The sequence below is a fragment of the Pseudomonas sp. S2_B07 genome, assembly GCF_054668435.1.
Map to the genome: position 1 here is coordinate 3,171,413 of NZ_CP162769.1, position 16,795 is coordinate 3,188,207.

At 60.9% G+C, this 16,795-nt stretch carries 12 protein-coding genes; 6 read left to right on the forward strand and 6 right to left on the reverse strand.

The features are described from left to right. Positions 1–30: 30 nt before the first annotated feature. Genes AB4N43_RS14530 through AB4N43_RS14550 form a run of 5 tightly spaced genes read left to right on the forward strand, consistent with a single transcriptional unit; the run spans position 31 to position 4,115 of the window. Complete coding sequence (locus AB4N43_RS14530) at positions 31–513, forward strand: hypothetical protein (protein WP_027922082.1); 483 nt, start codon at positions 31–33, stop codon at positions 511–513. Continuing rightward, positions 510–1,706, forward strand: a complete 1,197-nt coding sequence (locus AB4N43_RS14535; protein WP_059181769.1) for a beta-ketoacyl-[acyl-carrier-protein] synthase family protein — start codon at positions 510–512, stop codon at positions 1,704–1,706. Before AB4N43_RS14530 ends, AB4N43_RS14535 begins: the two co-directional genes overlap by 4 nt. Further along, positions 1,703–2,164 (forward strand): hotdog family protein, encoded by a 462-nt coding sequence (locus AB4N43_RS14540; RefSeq protein WP_027922084.1) that lies wholly within the window; start codon positions 1,703–1,705, stop codon positions 2,162–2,164. Before AB4N43_RS14535 ends, AB4N43_RS14540 begins: the two co-directional genes overlap by 4 nt. Further along, positions 2,161–2,889 (forward strand): 3-oxoacyl-ACP reductase FabG, encoded by a 729-nt coding sequence (gene fabG / locus AB4N43_RS14545; RefSeq protein WP_460154178.1) that lies wholly within the window; start codon positions 2,161–2,163, stop codon positions 2,887–2,889. The genes AB4N43_RS14540 and fabG overlap by 4 nt, the downstream gene beginning before the upstream one ends. Next, positions 2,889–4,115, forward strand: a complete 1,227-nt coding sequence (locus AB4N43_RS14550; protein WP_027922086.1) for a beta-ketoacyl-ACP synthase — start codon at positions 2,889–2,891, stop codon at positions 4,113–4,115. The genes fabG and AB4N43_RS14550 overlap by 1 nt, the downstream gene beginning before the upstream one ends. A gap of 204 nt (positions 4,116–4,319) precedes the next feature. Here the strand turns inward: AB4N43_RS14550 and AB4N43_RS14555 are convergent, their stop codons facing one another. Both AB4N43_RS14555 and AB4N43_RS14560 read right to left on the reverse strand, forming a co-directional pair. Continuing rightward, positions 4,320–4,763 carry a DUF2846 domain-containing protein gene (locus AB4N43_RS14555; protein ID WP_027922087.1) on the reverse strand — a complete coding sequence of 148 codons (444 nt, stop codon included), beginning with the start codon at positions 4,761–4,763 and terminating at the stop codon, positions 4,320–4,322. Positions 4,764–5,162: 399 nt separating this feature from the next. Next, positions 5,163–6,059 carry a LysR family transcriptional regulator gene (locus AB4N43_RS14560; RefSeq protein ID WP_027922088.1) on the reverse strand — a complete coding sequence of 299 codons (897 nt, stop codon included), beginning with the start codon at positions 6,057–6,059 and terminating at the stop codon, positions 5,163–5,165. A gap of 119 nt (positions 6,060–6,178) precedes the next feature. On the opposite strand from AB4N43_RS14560, the gene AB4N43_RS14565 reads away from it, so the two are divergent. After that, positions 6,179–7,453 (forward strand): MFS transporter, encoded by a 1,275-nt coding sequence (locus AB4N43_RS14565; protein WP_460154179.1) that lies wholly within the window; start codon positions 6,179–6,181, stop codon positions 7,451–7,453. A gap of 177 nt (positions 7,454–7,630) precedes the next feature. On the opposite strand, the gene hemE is transcribed toward AB4N43_RS14565, so the two are convergent. The 4 genes from hemE to AB4N43_RS14585 form a co-directional block, all read right to left on the reverse strand. After that, a complete protein-coding gene (gene hemE, locus AB4N43_RS14570) occupies positions 7,631–8,698 on the reverse strand; it encodes a uroporphyrinogen decarboxylase (RefSeq protein ID WP_027922090.1) in 1,068 nt (355 codons plus the stop codon). Between the two features lie 248 nt (positions 8,699–8,946). Continuing rightward, the gene (locus AB4N43_RS14575; RefSeq protein ID WP_027922091.1) at positions 8,947–10,365 is read right to left on the reverse strand and encodes an FAD-dependent oxidoreductase; all 1,419 of its coding nucleotides are present in this window, start codon (positions 10,363–10,365) and stop codon (positions 8,947–8,949) included. Between the two features lie 33 nt (positions 10,366–10,398). Then, the gene (gene gltB, locus AB4N43_RS14580; protein ID WP_027922092.1) at positions 10,399–14,844 is read right to left on the reverse strand and encodes a glutamate synthase large subunit; all 4,446 of its coding nucleotides are present in this window, start codon (positions 14,842–14,844) and stop codon (positions 10,399–10,401) included. A gap of 349 nt (positions 14,845–15,193) precedes the next feature. Continuing rightward, the gene (locus tag AB4N43_RS14585; RefSeq protein ID WP_027922093.1) at positions 15,194–16,786 is read right to left on the reverse strand and encodes an SPOR domain-containing protein; all 1,593 of its coding nucleotides are present in this window, start codon (positions 16,784–16,786) and stop codon (positions 15,194–15,196) included. Between the last annotated feature and the right edge of the window lie 9 nt (positions 16,787–16,795).

Here is a 16,795-nt window from a genome sequence, read left to right on the forward strand (position 1 = left end):
GCGGTGCAACTCCCTTGAAGGTAATGCCTGATGATCCGTTTTCTGCTCCTGGGCTGCCTGCTGTTGCTGAGCGCTTGCGCCAGCCAGGCACCGCTGCCCGAGCACATCCCGAAGCTGTCGTTGCCGCTGCAACTGCACATCCAGCGCCTGGAAGCCGCGCAACGTCAGGACTGGGTATTGGTGATCCAGCAGGAAGAGGTGGGGCTTCGCTGGTCGATGATGGATCTGCTGGGCATTCCACAAGCGCGGCAGAAACTGATCGATGGCAAATGGCACGCCGATGGTCTGTTGCCGCCCAACCCGGAAGCCCGGGAGCTGTTCGCCGCGTTGCTGTTTGCCCTGACCCCCAAGGACGAACTGTCGGGTAATTACCCCACTGCCTGGCAGCACGGCAGGCAACGCTCGCTGCCAACACACTGGGACGTCTTATATTCACAGCCCATGACCTTTGAATTGAACCTGCCCAAGGGGCCCCGGTATGAAGTCACGCCGCTGAGCGGGGAAGCACCATGACAGCCTACTTGAATGCCCTCGGGGTGATCTGCGCATTGGGTCGTGGCAAACACGAGGTTGCCGCCAATCTGTTTGCCGGCGATTGCTCGGGCCTGCGCGTCGAAACCGGCTGGGTGCCAGAGCGCGCCTTGCCGGTAGCGGCAGTGAGCGGCGAACTGCCGTCGATTCCGCTTGAGTTGAAAGTGCAAGACACTCGCAACAACCAATTGCTGATGGACGCCGCACTGCAAATTCGCGACGAGATTGATCAGGCGATCCAGACCTACGGCCGTGATCGGATCGGCGTGATTCTGGGCACCAGCACCTCGGGTATCGATGAGGCCAGCCGTGGGTTGGCCCATTACATCCGTGAACATCAATTCCCTGCCGAGTACGACTATCAGCAACAGGAACTCGGCGCGCCGGCCAGCTTCCTCGCCGACTGGCTGCAATTGAGCGGTCCGGCCTATGTGATTTCCACCGCCTGCACCTCCAGCGCCCGGGCGCTGATGAGTGCCCAGCGCCTGCTGGACCTGGGCCTGTGCGACGCGGTGTTGTGCGGCGGCGTCGACAGCTTGTGCAAACTGACCCTCAACGGCTTCTCGGCCCTGGAAGCGGTGTCCGGACAACGCTGCAATCCGTTTTCAGTCAACCGCAACGGCATCAACATCGGCGAAGCCGCCGTGTTGTTTCTGATGAGCAAAAACGCAGGAGATGGCCAGGCCATTGCCTTGCTCGGCAGCGGCGCCAGCTCCGATGCGCACCATATCTCCGCGCCGGAACCGACCGGTCGTGGTGCACTGCAAGCCATGAGCAAAGCCCTGAACCGGGCAAACCTGCAACCGCAGCAGATCCATTACCTGAACCTGCACGGCACCGCGACCCAGCATAACGACGCCATGGAAAGCCTCGCCGTGGCGACGCTGTTCCCGCAAGGCGTACCCTGCTCATCGACCAAGCCGATGACCGGTCACACCCTCGGCGCTGCCGGCGCTCTGGAAGCCGCGTTCTGTTGGCTGAGCCTGAGCCCGGACAATCGCGACCACGCCCTCGCGCCTCATCTCTGGGACGGCCAGCCCGACCCGCTCCTGCCCGCGCTGCATTGGGTGACCCCGGCCGATCGCCTGACGTCCATTGCACCTCGCTATTTGATGAGCAATTCCTTTGCCTTCGGTGGCAACAACGTCAGCCTGATTATCGGAGATGCACCATGATTGACTGGCCGCTCGCCGAGTTGCTGCCCCACGCTGGCGACATGATCCTCATCGAGCAGATCCTGGCGTTCGATGACGAGCAGATTCACACCCGCCTCACCGTCAGACCCGGCGGCCTGTTCAACCGTCCCGACGGCAGCCTGCCGGCCTGGGTCGGCATCGAGATAATGGCCCAGAGTGTTGCCGCCTACGCCGGTTGCCATGCGCGCCAGCGCGGTGATGCGGTGGCGCTGGGCTTTCTGCTGGGCAGCCGTAAATTCGAGTGCAACGTCGAGCACTTTCCGGCGGGTACGGAACTGACCATCCACGGCCTGCGCTCGCTGGAAGACGACAATGGCATGGGCGTGTTCGAATGCCATATCAACGCCCCGGGCATCCACGCCAGCGCGCGCCTGAACGTGTTTCGTCCGCCTCAGGCCGCTCAATATCTACATGAACCCGAAGGAGTCCAGTCATGACTGAACCTGTACTGGTCACCGGTTCCAGCCGTGGCATCGGCCGCGCCATCGCCTTGCGCCTGGCTCAGGCCGGGCACGACATCGTGCTGCATTGCCGCAGCGGCCTCGCGGACGCCATCGCGGTAAAAGGCGAAATCGAAGCCTTGGGCCGCCATGCACGCGTCCTGCAGTTCGACGTTTCCGACCGTGCCAGCTGCAAAGCCATTCTCGAAGCCGACGTCGAAGCCCACGGCGCCTATTACGGCGTGGTGCTCAACGCCGGCCTGACCCGCGACGGTGCTTTTCCGGCGCTGAGCGAGGATGATTGGGATGTGGTGATGCGCACCAACCTCGACGGTTTCTACAACGTGCTGCACCCGGTGATGATGCCGATGATCCGTCGTCGCGCCGCCGGGCGAATTGTCTGTATCACTTCGGTGTCGGGGTTGATCGGCAACCGTGGCCAGGTCAACTACAGCGCCTCCAAGGCCGGCCTCATCGGCGCAGCCAAGGCGCTGGCGATTGAATTGGGCAAGCGTAAAATCACCGTCAACTGTGTCGCGCCCGGCCTGATCGACACCGCCATGCTCGACGAAAACGTGCCCGTGGAAGAACTGATGAAAATGATCCCCGCACAACGCATGGGCACCCCGGAAGAGGTGGCTGGCGCGGTGAATTTCCTGATTTCGGCGGAAGCCTCGTACATCACCCGGCAGGTTCTGGCCGTCAATGGAGGCCTGTGCTGATGAAGCGCGTTGTCGTCACCGGCATGGCCGGCATCACTTCACTGGGCAGCGACTGGGACACCATCGCAGGGCACTTTGCGGCCAATCGCAGCGGCATTCGGCGCATGGACGAGTGGGATCGCTTTACCGAACTCAACACGCGCCTGGCCGGCCCGATCGATGACTTCAAGATCCCGAGCCACTGGACCCGCAAGCAATTGCGCAGCATGGGCCGGGTGTCGCGGCTTGCGGTGGGCGCGGCCGAGCAAGCGCTGGCCGATGCCGGATTGCTGGGCGACGAGTCGATCAAGGACGGGCGCATGGGCGTCGCGTGCGGCTCGTCCACCGGCAGCACCGACGAGATCAAGGCATTCGGCAACATGCTGCTCAACTCGGTGGCCGAAGGCCTGAACGCCAACTCCTACGTGCGGATGATGCCGCACACCACAGCTGCGAATATCAGCATTTTCTTCGGCCTCACCGGCCGTTTGATCCCGACGTCGAGTGCCTGTACCAGCGGTAGCCAGGGCATCGGTTACGCCTATGAGTCGATCAAATTCGGCCGCCTGCCGCTGATGCTGGCGGGCGGCGCCGAAGAGCTGTGCCCGACCGAAGCCATGGTCTTCGATGCGCTGTACGCCACCAGCCTGAAAAACGACGCCCCGCAATCCACCCCTCGTCCTTATGACAAGGGTCGCGACGGTCTGGTGATCGGTGAAGGCGGCGGCATGCTGGTGCTTGAAGAGCTGGAACACGCACTGGCTCGCGGCGCGCGCATCCACGCCGAACTCGTCGGCTTCGGCAGCAACGCCGACGGTCAGCACACCACCCGTCCCGAGCAACTGACCATGCGCCGGGCCATGGAGCTCGCGCTGGAAGACGCCGGACTGCAACCGTCGGACATCGGCTACGTGAACGGCCACGGCACTGCCACAGAACAGGGCGACATTGCTGAAACACTGGCCACCAGCGCGTTGTTTGGCGAACACATGCCGATCAGTTCGCAGAAAAGCTTCCTCGGTCATACGCTAGGCGCCTGCGGTGCACTGGAGTCCTGGTTCAGCATCGAAATGATGAACCGCGATTTGTATGCCCACACGTTGAACCTCGACGAGGTCGATCCGCATTGCGGCAAGCTCGACTACTTGCGCGGGGAGTTTCGGCAGATGAGTAATGAATACGTGATGAACAACAACTTCGCGTTTGGTGGCGTCAACACCTCATTGATCTTCCGTCGTTGGCGCTGACCTGAACTACGTTTGGAGTAAAAGGAATGACGCTTTTGCGTTGTTTGTCATGGCCGGTGCTGGACTGCCACATAAGCGAAAGCGAGCGCTATCAGGATCTACTCAAGAAGGGAGTGTGGCGTGGCGATGGGGGATGAGTTAGCGCGACGGGTGTGATGTTGCTTGGTACGGCCCCTGCACTGGATGCAGGGACCGTCCCGATACTTACTGAGCTTGAATCAACTTGCTTTCAGCAACGCCAGCACGACCGGTCTGGTCATCAACCACTTGCAGGTTGTTGCGTGCCTTGATGAAGCCCACTTTCACTTCCTGCCAGACAAAGTAGTTCTTGCCGGCTTCTGCGGTGAGTTTCAGTTCGGAATCGTTTTCCGCCGAGGACACCAGGGTCTGCTGACCAGCCGGGACGGCCAACATCAGGTACGACTTGGCGACGGTCTGGCCGACCGGTTTACCGTTCAGCGTCACCGGCATTTTCACCCCAGCGCCCATGCTCTCGTTGCGATAAACGTAGATGTTGGCTTTGTCCGGGGCGACCTGGAAGGTCTTCGCCTGAGCGTCCTGAGTGTCATCCGCCATTTTTACCGAAGCACAACCACCGGTCAGCGCCATCATGGCCAGCAACGCGGTAAAAGTTAATTGCTTGAACATCCTGTATCTCCATTGTTTGTGATGAGTCCGAAACCGTTATCGGCTGATCAGAAAAAAGGCGAAGGGATGTATCAAAAAAACATGGCAAGCACCAAGGCGTGAATTTTCGCGGCATCAGAAGTGCTGAAGGCGATAGCGTCCGAGGTGGTGTTGCGTGGGGATCGGGTACAAATAGACTGAAGTGGGTCATGCTAAAACGACAAAGGGCGCCTTTCGGCGCCCCTTCACAAACAGGCCGGCTTGTCATCGCCCTGTACCTGTCTGGCTCTGCGATGGCTGGGTGCCCAGGATCCTCAGAGTCTCACAAGCCCCTTTCGGGAACGGCGCGAGTATTGCGCGAAACAGAACTCAGGGCAACGACTGGCCATTCGCCTCGCTAGGCCTGAAGTGTCCCCACGCTTAAGTCCCTTCAACCTTACGCGTCAACAACTCGACAAACGCCTTGGCCATCGGCGATTTCTGATCCTTGCGCTGCACCAGCCACACCGCCGACACCGCCGCGGGGTCCAGCAACGGTCGATACACCACGCCATCGATGCGCATCCGCTGATACGACGCCGGCAGCACCGACACCCCAAGCCCCGCTGCTACCAGGCCGATAATGGTCATCGCCTCGCCCGCCTCTTGCGCAAAGTGCGGACTGAAACCCGCATCGCGGGCCAGGCTGAGCAATTGTGCGTAGAGACCGCTGCCATAGCTGCGTGGGAAAAAGACGAAAGGCTCGAGGGCCAGTGCTGACAGAAACAGTCCATCTTCGCTGCCATTGACCAAGGGGTGCTTGGAGCTGAGCACCGCCACCAGTGGCTCGCGCATCAGCTCCACGACGCTGAGGGAATCCGGCAACCCCAACGGTCGCATGATGCCGACCTCGATCGACTCGTCGACCAGCGCATCGGCGACCTGGGTGCTGCTCAGCTCCCGCAAATTAAGGTGCACCGCCGGGAAGCGCTGGCGGAACGAAAAAATCGCCTGAGGAATGGTCGAGTTGAACGGTGCAGAGGACGTGAAACCGATCTTCAGTTCACCGAGTTCACCCAGTTGCGCACGCCGCGCCACGTCGGCGGCTTTGTCGACTTGCGCCAGCGCCAATCGCGCCTCTTGCAGAAACAACCGACCGGCTTCGCTGAGCTCGACCCGACGATTGGTTCGCTCGAACAAGCGTGCGCCAACCTCGGCCTCAAGTGCCTGAATCTGTTGGCTCAGCGGCGGCTGAGAGATGCCCAGCACCTGAGCGGCGCGGCCAAAGTGCAGTTCTTCGGCGACGGCGATGAAGTAGCGCAGGTGACGCAATTCCATGAAAACCCCATTAGGTCGTAAAAGCTCTCAAACAGGTCGAACAATATATTGGATTGAATCATTAGGCAGCTATATGATTTTTTCATTGCCTGCCCGGCTGCGTCCCTCCGAGGTTCAACGTGAAAACTGCTGTCGCTCCACTCGCCCATGAAGTTCCGCCCGCCGCGGCGGACGATGTCGTCGCCGAGCTGAAGGAGATTTACATCGAAAAAGGCACGCCGATGTTCATGCGCACCGTGCTGGCGCTGTTCTCCGGCGGCTTCGCGACCTTCGCGTTGCTCTATTGCGTGCAACCGATGATGCCGCTGCTGTCCCACGAGTACTCGATCAACGCGGCGCAGAGCAGCCTGATCCTGTCGGTCGCGACCGGCATGCTCGCCATCGGCCTGCTGATCACCGGCCCGATCTCCGACCGTGTTGGCCGCAAACCGGTGATGGTTGCCGCATTGTTCGCCGCCGCGCTGTGCACCATGGCCAGCGCGATGATGCCGAGCTGGCACGGCGTGCTGGTGATGCGCGCACTAATCGGTTTGTCATTGAGCGGCCTGGCAGCGGTCGCCATGACGTACCTGAGCGAAGAGATTCACCCACAGCACATCGGCCTGGCCATGGGTTTGTACATCGGCGGCAACGCGATTGGCGGGATGAGCGGGCGCTTGATCACCGGCGTGTTGATCGACTTCGTCAGCTGGCACACGGCGATGCTGGTGATCGGCGGCCTGGCGCTGATCGCCGCAGCGGTGTTCTGGAAAATCCTTCCCGAATCCCGTAACTTTCGCGCCCGCTCGCTGCACCCGCGCAGCTTGCTCGACGGCTTCACCATGCACTTTCGCGATGCCGGTTTACCGTTGTTGTTCCTCGAAGCCTTTGTGTTGATGGGCGCGTTCGTCACGCTGTTCAACTACATCGGCTACCGCTTGCTGGCCGAGCCGTATCACATGGAGCAAACCTTCGTCGGACTGCTCTCGGTGGTGTACCTCTCGGGGATCTACAGCTCGGCGAAGATCGGTTCGCTGGCTGACAAGCTGGGTCGCCGCAAAGTGCTCTGGGCGACGATTGTGCTGATGCTCGCCGGCCTGGCGCTGACCCTGTTCACACCGCTGCCGGTAGTGATCATTGGCATGCTGATCTTTACCTTCGGCTTCTTTGCCGCGCACTCCGTGGCGAGCAGCTGGATCGGCCGTCGGGCGATCAAGGCCAAGGGGCAGGCGTCTTCACTGTATCTGTTCAGCTATTACGCCGGGTCGAGCATTGCGGGTACTGCCGGGGGCGTGTTCTGGCATTTGGGTGGCTGGAACGGAATCGGGTTGTTCATTGGCGGGTTGCTGGTGATTGCGCTGCTAGTGGCGTTGAAACTGGCGAAGTTGCCGCCCCTGAGCGGAGTGAAAGCCTGACGCATAACCCATGCAGGAGTGAACCTGCTCGCGATAGCGGAGTGTCAGCCAATACATTCAGCGACTGATTTACCGCTATCGCGAGCAGGCTCACTCCTACATTTGATCTGCGCCCGACATTGGATCGTGCAAACAAAAACGCCCGGCATTAGCCGGGCGTTTTTTATTGGACGACGATCACTCGTGATACTGCGCCGACAACTCATGCACCGCGCGCAAGAACGCACCCGCGTGTTCCGGATCAACTTCCGGGGTGATGCCATGACCCAGGTTGAACACGTGGCCGCTGCCTTTGCCGTAGCTGGCGAGGATGCGCCCGACTTCGGTGCGAATGGCTTCCGGTTTGGCGTACAGCACGGTCGGGTCCATGTTGCCTTGCAGCGCGACTTTGTTGCCGACGCGATCACGGGCGCTGCCGATGTCGCAGGTCCAGTCCAGACCCAAGGCATCAGCGCCAGCGTCGGCGATGCTTTCCAGCCACAAACCGCCGCCCTTGGTGAACAGGATCACCGGAACCTTGCGGCCTTCGTGTTCGCGGATCAGGCCGCTGACGATCTTTTTCATGTAGGCCAGGGAGAATTCCTGGTACGCCGCCGCCGAGAGGCTGCCGCCCCAGCTATCGAAAATCTGCACGGCTTGCGCACCGGCCATGATCTGGCCGTTGAGGTAGCTGGTGACCGTCTGCGCGAGTTTGTCTAGCAGCAGGTGCAAGGCTTGCGGGTTGTCGTACAGCATGGTTTTGGTCTTGCGGTAGTCTTTCGACGAGCCGCCTTCAACCATGTAGGTGGCCAGGGTCCATGGGCTACCGGAGAAGCCGATCAACGGCACACGACCGTTCAGTTCGCGGCGGATGGTGCTGACCGCGTCCATGACGTAGCCGAGGTCTTTGTGCGGATCAGGAATCGGCAGGGCTTCGATGTCGGCCAGGGTGCTGACGACTTTCTTGAAGCGCGGGCCTTCACCGGTTTCGAAGTACAGGCCCTGGCCCATGGCATCGGGGATGGTCAGGATGTCGGAGAACAGGATCGCCGCGTCCAGTTGCGGATAGCGGTCGAGCGGTTGCATCGTGACTTCGCAAGCGAACTCCGGGTTCATGCACAGGCTCATGAAGTCACCGGCCTTGGCACGGCTGGCGCGGTATTCAGGCAGGTAGCGACCGGCCTGACGCATCATCCACACAGGGGTGACGTCTACGGGTTGCTTGAGCAGGGCGCGAAGGAAACGGTCGTTCTTCAGGGCAGTCATGTCGGCATCCGGAAAAAAAGTGCGGGCATTTTCTCAGAGCGCGACGCAAAAGGCACGGTTGCAGGTCAGCCTTTTGTCTATCGGGTCAATTTGTCGCGGTGAAACCCGGTTTTCGCAACACCACAAACCATTGTGGGAGCTGGCTTGCCTGCGATGCAGACACCTCGGTTTGTCAGTTAGACCGAGGTGATGCTATCGCTGGCAAGCCAACTCCCACAGGTATTGCATTTCAATCAGGTGGAACGGGTTTAGACGCCCAGGTAATCCAGGATCCCTTCAGCCGCATTGCGGCCTTCGAAGATCGCGGTCACCACCAGGTCAGAACCGCGAACCATGTCGCCACCGGCGAAGATTTTCGGGTTGCTGGTCTGGTGCTTGAACTTGCCTTGTTCCGGGGCCACTACGCGGCCCTGGCTGTCGGTCTGGATGTCGAACTGTTCGAACCACGGCGCCGGGCTTGGGCGGAAACCGAAGGCGATGACCACGGCGTCGGCCGGGATGATCTCTTCGGAGCCCGGGATCGGCTCAGGGCTGCGACGGCCACGGGCGTCCGGTGCGCCGAGACGGGTCTCGACCACTTTCACGCCTTCGACGCGGTCTTCACCGACGATCGCAATTGGCTGGCGGTTGTAGAGGAATTTCACCCCTTCTTCCTTGGCGTTCTTCACTTCTTTGCGCGAGCCCGGCATGTTCGCTTCGTCACGACGGTACGCACAGGTCACCGACTTGGCGCCCTGACGGATCGACGTACGGTTGCAGTCCATCGCCGTGTCGCCACCGCCGAGTACCACGACCTTCTTGCCTTTCATGTCGACGAAATCTTCCGGCGACTTTTCAAAGCCCAGGTTGCGGTTGACGTTGGCGATCAGGTAGTCGAGCGCATCGTGCACGCCCGGCAGGTCCTCACCGGCAAAGCCGCCCTTCATGTAGGTGTAGGTGCCCATGCCCATGAACACGGCATCGTATTCTTCGAGCAGTTGCTCGACGGTCACGTCCTTGCCCACTTCGGTGTTCAGGCGGAACTCGATGCCCATGCCGGTGAAGACTTCGCGACGATTGCTCAGCACGGTCTTTTCCAGCTTGAACTCGGGGATGCCGAAGGTCAGCAGGCCACCGATTTCCGGGTTCTTGTCGAACACCACCGGGGTCACGCCGCCACGTACCAGCACGTCGGCACAGCCCAGGCCTGCAGGACCGGCCCCGATGATCGCGACACGCTTGCCGGTCGGCTTGACCTTGGACATGTCCGGGCGCCAGCCCATGGCGAACGCGGTGTCAGTGATGTACTTCTCGACCGAACCGATGGTTACCGCGCCGAAGCCGTCGTTGAGGGTGCAGGCACCCTCGCACAGACGATCCTGCGGGCACACCCGGCCGCACACTTCCGGCAGGGTGTTGGTCTGGTGCGACAGCTCGGCGGCCTGGAGGATGTTGCCCTCGGCCACCAGCTTCAGCCAGTTCGGAATGAAGTTGTGCACCGGGCACTTCCATTCGCAATACGGGTTACCGCAACCCAGGCAGCGGTGGGCCTGATCAGCCGAATGCTGGGGTTTGAAGGGTTCGTAGATCTCCACGAACTCTTTCTTGCGTTGACGCAACAGTTTCTTCTTCGGATCTTTGCGCCCGACATCGATGAACTGGAAGTCGTTATTCAGACGTTCAGCCATTGTTAAAACCTCATCAAACTCTTCAGGCGCATTTCACTGCGGGTTGGCACGGGTGCTGGAAAGCAACGATTTCAGGTTGGCAGCCTTGGGCTTGACCAGCCAGAAACGACGCAGGTAGTCGTCGAGGTTTTCAGCGAGGTTACGACCCCATTCGCTGTCGGTTTCCTCGACGTATTCGTTCAGCACGCGTTGCAAGTGGCTGCGATAGGCTTCCATCGCCTCACCGCTGATCCGCTGGATTTCCACCAGTTCGTGGTTGACCCGGTCAACAAAGGTGTTGTCCTGGTCGAGCACGTAGGCGAAACCGCCGGTCATGCCTGAGCCGAAGTTGTAACCGGTCTTGCCCAAGACGCAGACGAAACCACCGGTCATGTACTCGCAGCAGTGATCGCCAGTGCCTTCCACAACCGTGTGGGCGCCGGAGTTACGCACGGCAAAACGCTCGCCTGCGGTGCCGGCGGCGAACAACTTGCCCCCAGTGGCGCCGTACAGGCAGGTGTTGCCGATGATGGCACTGTCCTGAGTCTTGTAGACGCTGCCCTTCGGCGGAACGATGACCAGTTTGCCGCCGGTCATGCCTTTGCCGACGTAGTCGTTGGCGTCGCCTTCCAGGTACATGTTCAGGCCGCCGGCGTTCCACACACCGAAGCTCTGACCGGCCGTCCCTTTGAAACGGAAGGTGATCGGCGCGTTCGCCATGCCTTGGTTGCCGTGCTTGCGCGCGATTTCACCGGAGATCCGTGCGCCGATCGAACGGTCGCAGTTGCAGATATCCAGGGCGAAATCGGCGCCGCTCATGTCGTTGATGGCCGAGGTGGCCATGTCGACCATTTTCTCGGCCAGCAGGCCTTTGTCGAACGGCGGGTTGCGGTCCACCTGGCAGAATTGAGGCTTGTCTGCCGGGATGTGATCGCTGCCCAGCAACGGCGTCAGATCCAGGTGTTGCTGCTTGGCGGTCTGGCCTTCGAGGACTTCCAGCAGATCGGTACGACCGATCAGCTCTTCGAGGGAGCGCACGCCCAGCTTGGCCAGCCACTCACGGGTTTCTTCGGCGACGTAGGTGAAGAAATTCACCACCATGTCGACGGTGCCGATGTAGTGATCCTTGCGCAGCTTCTCGTTCTGAGTCGCGACGCCGGTGGCGCAGTTGTTCAGGTGGCAGATGCGCAGGTATTTGCAGCCCAGTGCGATCATTGGCGCGGTGCCGAAGCCAAAGCTTTCAGCGCCGAGGATCGCAGCCTTGATCACGTCGAGGCCGGTTTTCAGGCCGCCGTCGGTTTGTACCCGCACTTTGCCGCGCAAGTCGTTGCCGCGCAGGGTCTGGTGGGTTTCAGCCAGGCCGAGTTCCCACGGAGCACCCGCGTATTTGATCGAAGTCAGCGGCGATGCGCCGGTGCCGCCGTCGTAGCCGGAGATGGTGATCAAGTCCGCGTAGGCCTTGGCCACACCGGCCGCGATGGTGCCGACGCCCGCTTCTGCTACCAGCTTCACCGAGACCAGCGCCTTCGGGTTGACTTGTTTCAGGTCGAAAATCAGCTGCGACAAGTCTTCGATCGAATAGATGTCGTGGTGCGGCGGCGGCGAAATCAGGGTCACGCCCGGCACTGCGTAACGCAGCTTGGCGATCAGACCGTTGACCTTGCCACCCGGCAACTGACCACCTTCGCCGGGCTTGGCGCCCTGAGCGACTTTGATCTGCAGTACTTCAGCGTTGACCAGGTATTCCGGGGTCACACCAAAGCGGCCAGTCGCAACCTGCTTGATTTTCGAGCTCTTGATGGTGCCGTAACGCGCCGGGTCTTCGCCGCCTTCGCCGGAGTTGGAACGCGCACCGAGACGGTTCATGGCTTCGGCCAGGGCTTCATGGGCTTCCGGCGACAGGGCGCCCAACGAGATACCGGCGGAGTCGAAGCGCTTGAGCACCGATTCCAGCGGTTCGATTTCGCTGATGTCCAGCGGCGTGTCGAGGGTTTTGACCTTGAACATGTCGCGGATCATCGACACCGGACGGTTGTCCACCAGCGCCGTGTATTCCTTGAACTTGCTGTAGTCGCCCTGCTGCACAGCCGCTTGCAGGGTGTTGACCACGTCCGGGTTGTAGGCGTGATATTCGCCACCGTGGACGAACTTCAGCAGGCCGCCTTGCTGGATCGGCTTGCGCGGGCTCCAGGCTTCGGCGGCGAGTGCTTTCTGCTCGGCTTCGATGTCGACGAAACGCGCACCCTTGATGCGGCTCGGCACACCACGGAAGCTCAGCTCGCAAACTTCTTCGGACAGACCGATGGCTTCGAACAACTGCGCGCCGCGATACGACGTGATGGTCGAAATACCCATCTTCGACAGGATCTTCAGCAGGCCTTTGGTGATGCCTTTGCGGTAGTTCTTGAACACCTCATAGAGGTCGCCCAGCACTTCACCGGTACGGATCAGGTCGCCCAGCACTTCGTACGCCAGGAACGGATAAACGGCGGAGGCGCCGAAACCGATCAGCACGGCGAAGTGATGCGGGTCGCGAGCGGTCGCGGTTTCCACGAGGATGTTGGAGTCGCAACGCAGGCCTTTTTCGGTCAGGCGATGGTGCACCGCGCCAGTGGCGAGCGAAGCATGGATCGGCAACTTGCCCGGGGCAATGTGCCGGTCACTCAACACCACCTGGGTACGACCGGCGCGCACGGCTTCTTCAGCCTGATCGGCAACGTTGCGGATCGCCGCTTCGAGGCCGACGCTTTCGTCGTAGTTGAGGTCGATGATCGCGCGCTCGAAGCCCGGACGATCGAGGTTCATCAGCGAACGCCACTTGGCCGGGGAAATGACCGGCGAGCTGAGGATCACGCGCGAGGCGTGCTCCGGCGATTCCTGGAAAATGTTGCGCTCGGCACCGAGGCAGATCTCCAGCGACATGACGATGGCTTCACGCAGCGGGTCGATCGGCGGGTTGGTGACCTGCGCGAACTGCTGGCGGAAATAGTCGTACGGCGTGCGCACGCGCTGGGACAGCACGGCCATCGGCGTATCGTCGCCCATCGAGCCCACGGCTTCGTAGCCTTGCTCGCCGAGCGGACGCAGCACCTGATCACGCTCTTCGAAAGTGACCTGGTACATCTTCATGTATTGCTTGAGCTGATCGACGTCGTAGAACGCCGAACCGTGGTCGTTGTCTTCCATGGTCGCCTGAATGCGCAGGGCATTCTTGCGCAGCCATTGCTTGTACGGGTGACGGGACTTCAGGCGGTTGTCGATTGCATCGGTGTCGAGGATCTGACCGGTTTCGGTGTCCACGGCAAAGATCTGGCCCGGACCCACGCGGCCCTTGGCGATCACGTCTTCAGGCTGGTAGTTCCAGACACCGATTTCCGAAGCCAGGGTGATGAAACCGTTCTTGGTGGTGACCCAACGCGCCGGACGCAGACCGTTACGGTCGAGCAGGCACACCGCGTAGCGACCGTCGGTCATGACCACGCCGGCCGGGCCGTCCCACGGTTCCATGTGCATCGAGTTGTATTCGTAGAACGCACGCAGATCCGGGTCCATGGTTTCGACGTTCTGCCACGCAGGCGGAATGATCATCCGCACGCCACGGAACAGGTCGATGCCACCGGTGACCATAAGCTCCAGCATGTTGTCCATGCTGGAGGAGTCGGAACCGACGCGGTTGACCAGCGGGCCGAGCTCTTCCAGGTCCATCAGATCGTTGGTGAACTTGGTGCGACGGGCCACGGCCCAGTTGCGGTTGCCGGTGATGGTGTTGATCTCGCCGTTGTGCGCCAGGAAGCGGAACGGTTGAGCCAGCGGCCATTTCGGCAGGGTGTTGGTGGAGAAGCGCTGGTGGAACACGCAAATCGACGTTTGCAGGCGCTCATCGCTCAGGTCTGGATAGAAGGCGGTCAAGTCCGCCGGCATCATCAGGCCTTTATAAATGATGGTCTTGTGCGAAAAGCTGCAGACGTAGTGGTCGGTATCGGCGGCATTGGACACGGACGAGCGACGACGGGACGTGAACAGCTTGACGGCCATGTCCTGATCGCTCAGGCCTTCACCGCCGATGAACACTTGTTCGATCTGTGGCAAGCGCTCAAGGGCCAGGCGGCCGAGGACGCTGGTGTCGATCGGCACTTTGCGCCAGCCGACGAGGGTCAGGCCGGCCGCCAGGATCTCGCGGTTCATGTTCTCGCGAGCGGCTTCGGCTTTTACCGGGTCCTGGTTGAAGAAGACCATGCCCACAGCATATTGCTTGGGCAGTGTGACGCCGAAGGTTTCCTGGGCGATGGCACGCAGGAACACGTCCGGCTTTTGAATCAGCAGACCGCAACCGTCACCGGTCTTGCCGTCGGCATTAATCCCACCGCGGTGGGTCATGCAGGTCAGGGCCTCAATGGCCGTTTGCAAAAGGGTATGACTGGGCTCGCCCTGCATATGGGCTATCAGGCCGAAACCGCAGTTATCCTTGAATTCATCTGGTTGGTACAGACCTGCTTTCATAGACACTTTCTCACCAGGCTGCCTCTTGTCGAGGCAAATTTCTTTTCAATTCAACCACTTGCCATCCACGCCGAACGTTCGTCAGCTTTGCGGGAGCAAAAGGGAGGTCATTGTACACACCGACACTTACGCTCACAAATTTGACGACGAACTGTCGCAAATCTATGTCGCATTTGTGAAAGGTTTAAAGCGATCTGCTGTGCTAGTCAAAACTTTTTTAATTTTGACCGCACGACTCAAAGACTACTGTGACGCAGACACCACAAGGCACGCGGCCTGTAGAGGCGGCATGCACTTGTAGAAATTTTGAGGTGCCGGGAGAGGCGGCCTGGGTAAGGCCGCCGAATCTTCAGCGAGTTGTAGCCAGTTCCTGTTGGACGCTGGCGACAGTGCGAGGCCAAGGTTTACCAGCCTGAACCTTCGCTGGCAAGGCCTTGATGGCGGTAACGGCTGCATCGCGGCTGGCGAAGTTACCGTAGGTGATGACGTAAAGCGGCTTGCCGTTGAGGACTTTCTTGAAATAACGGTACTCGCCGCCCTGCTCTTTCACGAAGTTTTGTGCAGTCGTTTCGGAGCTGGTGCCGAGAATCTGCACCACGTAGTTGCTGGTCGGCTGACCGGCGTACCAGGTGCCACCCGCGGCCTTGGCGGCAGGGGCTGGCTTCTCGGCAGGCTTGGCGGCAGCCACAGCGGCTGGCTTGGCTGGCGCGGGAGCCGGCTTCACGGCCGGCGCAGTCGGGGCTGGCTTGGCGGTGGCGACCTGAGTCGGTGCTGGAACCGGTTTAGCGGCTGGCGTCGGCGCAGGACCCGGCTGAATGCCCGCTGGCGGCGCGACAGTGGTCACGGTTGGCGGTGTCGCGCTGGAACCCTCGACCGGCACGCCATCGTCGCCCTCGGTGATGCCACCGGCCGCTTCAGCCAACGGACCGCGCATGACCGGTTGCGAGTTGCCGACCAGCGGCAATGGCATCGGCTGCGAGTTACCGGCGAATTCGACGGAAGGTGCACCGCCGTTAGGCTGTGGCGAACCCTGTCCGAGCGGCAGTTGTGCCTGTTCGTTGGCAGGTGCGCCGGTGGTCGGTGCTTTGCTGCGACCCGGCATCAACCAGGCGGCGGCTACCGCGACCACGACTACGGCGGAAATCGCCAATACGTGTTTCTTCGGCATGTTAAACCCCATACTTGGACGCTTCACCGCTGAGCGGCTGGCAATCATGGCTTCGATCATTGCATCGCGGGCGACCTGGTTGATGTTGCCAGGCCAACCGTCGGAGCTTTCGTGAATATCAGAGATCTGATCCGCGGTGAAAAGTTCGATACCCCGACCGGCACCTTCGAGGCGCTGATCCAGATATTCGCGGGTTTCTTCTTCGGTGTAAGGCTGCAGCTCGATCACGTGGAAGCGCTCTTCCTCAAGGCTCAGCGCCTCAAGCTGAGCGATCAGCGACGACTCGCCAAACAGGAACACGTGCGGGCGACCTTCCGGTGCGCCGGCCGCCAGAGCCATGAGGGCTTCCAGCGCGGACTCGTCGAGCTGCTCGGCGTCATCCACCAGCAAATAGACTTCCTGACCGGTCAACGCCAGTTGCACCACTTGCGCCAGAATCGCGCCGATCTCGGCCTGTTCGACGTTCAGCGATTGAGCGACCTGGCGCAAGATGCCGGCCGAATCGCCCGCCCCGCGAGCGGAAACCACCACGCTCTGCACCGACTGCTTGTTGGTGCTGGCTACCAGAGCCTGGCGCAACAGGGTCTTGCCACTGCCTTGCGGGCCCGTGACCACCAGCAGCAGCTGGCTATAACGCGCCAGGTGATGCAGTTGCCCCAGCACCGGTTTGCGCTGGGCCGGGAAAAATTTGAAGCCAGGTACCCGTGGAGCAAAAGGGTCATGACTTAACTGGTAATGGCCGAGGAAAGCCTCGTCGGCATGCAAACTAGTCATCGGGATCTT

What these genes read in the sequence shown, in the direction of transcription:
- AB4N43_RS14530 (WP_027922082.1), top strand. Translation starts at nt 31, where the DNA reads ATGATCCGTTTTCTGCTCCTGGGCTGCCTGCTGTTGCTGAGCGCTTGC.
- AB4N43_RS14535 (WP_059181769.1), top strand. Translation starts at nt 510, where the DNA reads ATGACAGCCTACTTGAATGCCCTCGGGGTGATCTGCGCATTGGGTCGT.
- AB4N43_RS14540 (WP_027922084.1), top strand. Translation starts at nt 1,703, where the DNA reads ATGATTGACTGGCCGCTCGCCGAGTTGCTGCCCCACGCTGGCGACATG.
- fabG (WP_460154178.1), top strand. Translation starts at nt 2,161, where the DNA reads ATGACTGAACCTGTACTGGTCACCGGTTCCAGCCGTGGCATCGGCCGC.
- AB4N43_RS14550 (WP_027922086.1), top strand. Translation starts at nt 2,889, where the DNA reads ATGAAGCGCGTTGTCGTCACCGGCATGGCCGGCATCACTTCACTGGGC.
- AB4N43_RS14555 (WP_027922087.1), bottom strand. Translation starts at nt 4,763, where the DNA reads ATGTTCAAGCAATTAACTTTTACCGCGTTGCTGGCCATGATGGCGCTG.
- AB4N43_RS14560 (WP_027922088.1), bottom strand. Translation starts at nt 6,059, where the DNA reads ATGGAATTGCGTCACCTGCGCTACTTCATCGCCGTCGCCGAAGAACTG.
- hemE (WP_027922090.1), bottom strand. Translation starts at nt 8,698, where the DNA reads ATGACTGCCCTGAAGAACGACCGTTTCCTTCGCGCCCTGCTCAAGCAA.
- AB4N43_RS14575 (WP_027922091.1), bottom strand. Translation starts at nt 10,365, where the DNA reads ATGGCTGAACGTCTGAATAACGACTTCCAGTTCATCGATGTCGGGCGC.
- gltB (WP_027922092.1), bottom strand. Translation starts at nt 14,844, where the DNA reads ATGAAAGCAGGTCTGTACCAACCAGATGAATTCAAGGATAACTGCGGT.
- AB4N43_RS14585 (WP_027922093.1), bottom strand. Translation starts at nt 16,786, where the DNA reads ATGACTAGTTTGCATGCCGACGAGGCTTTCCTCGGCCATTACCAGTTA.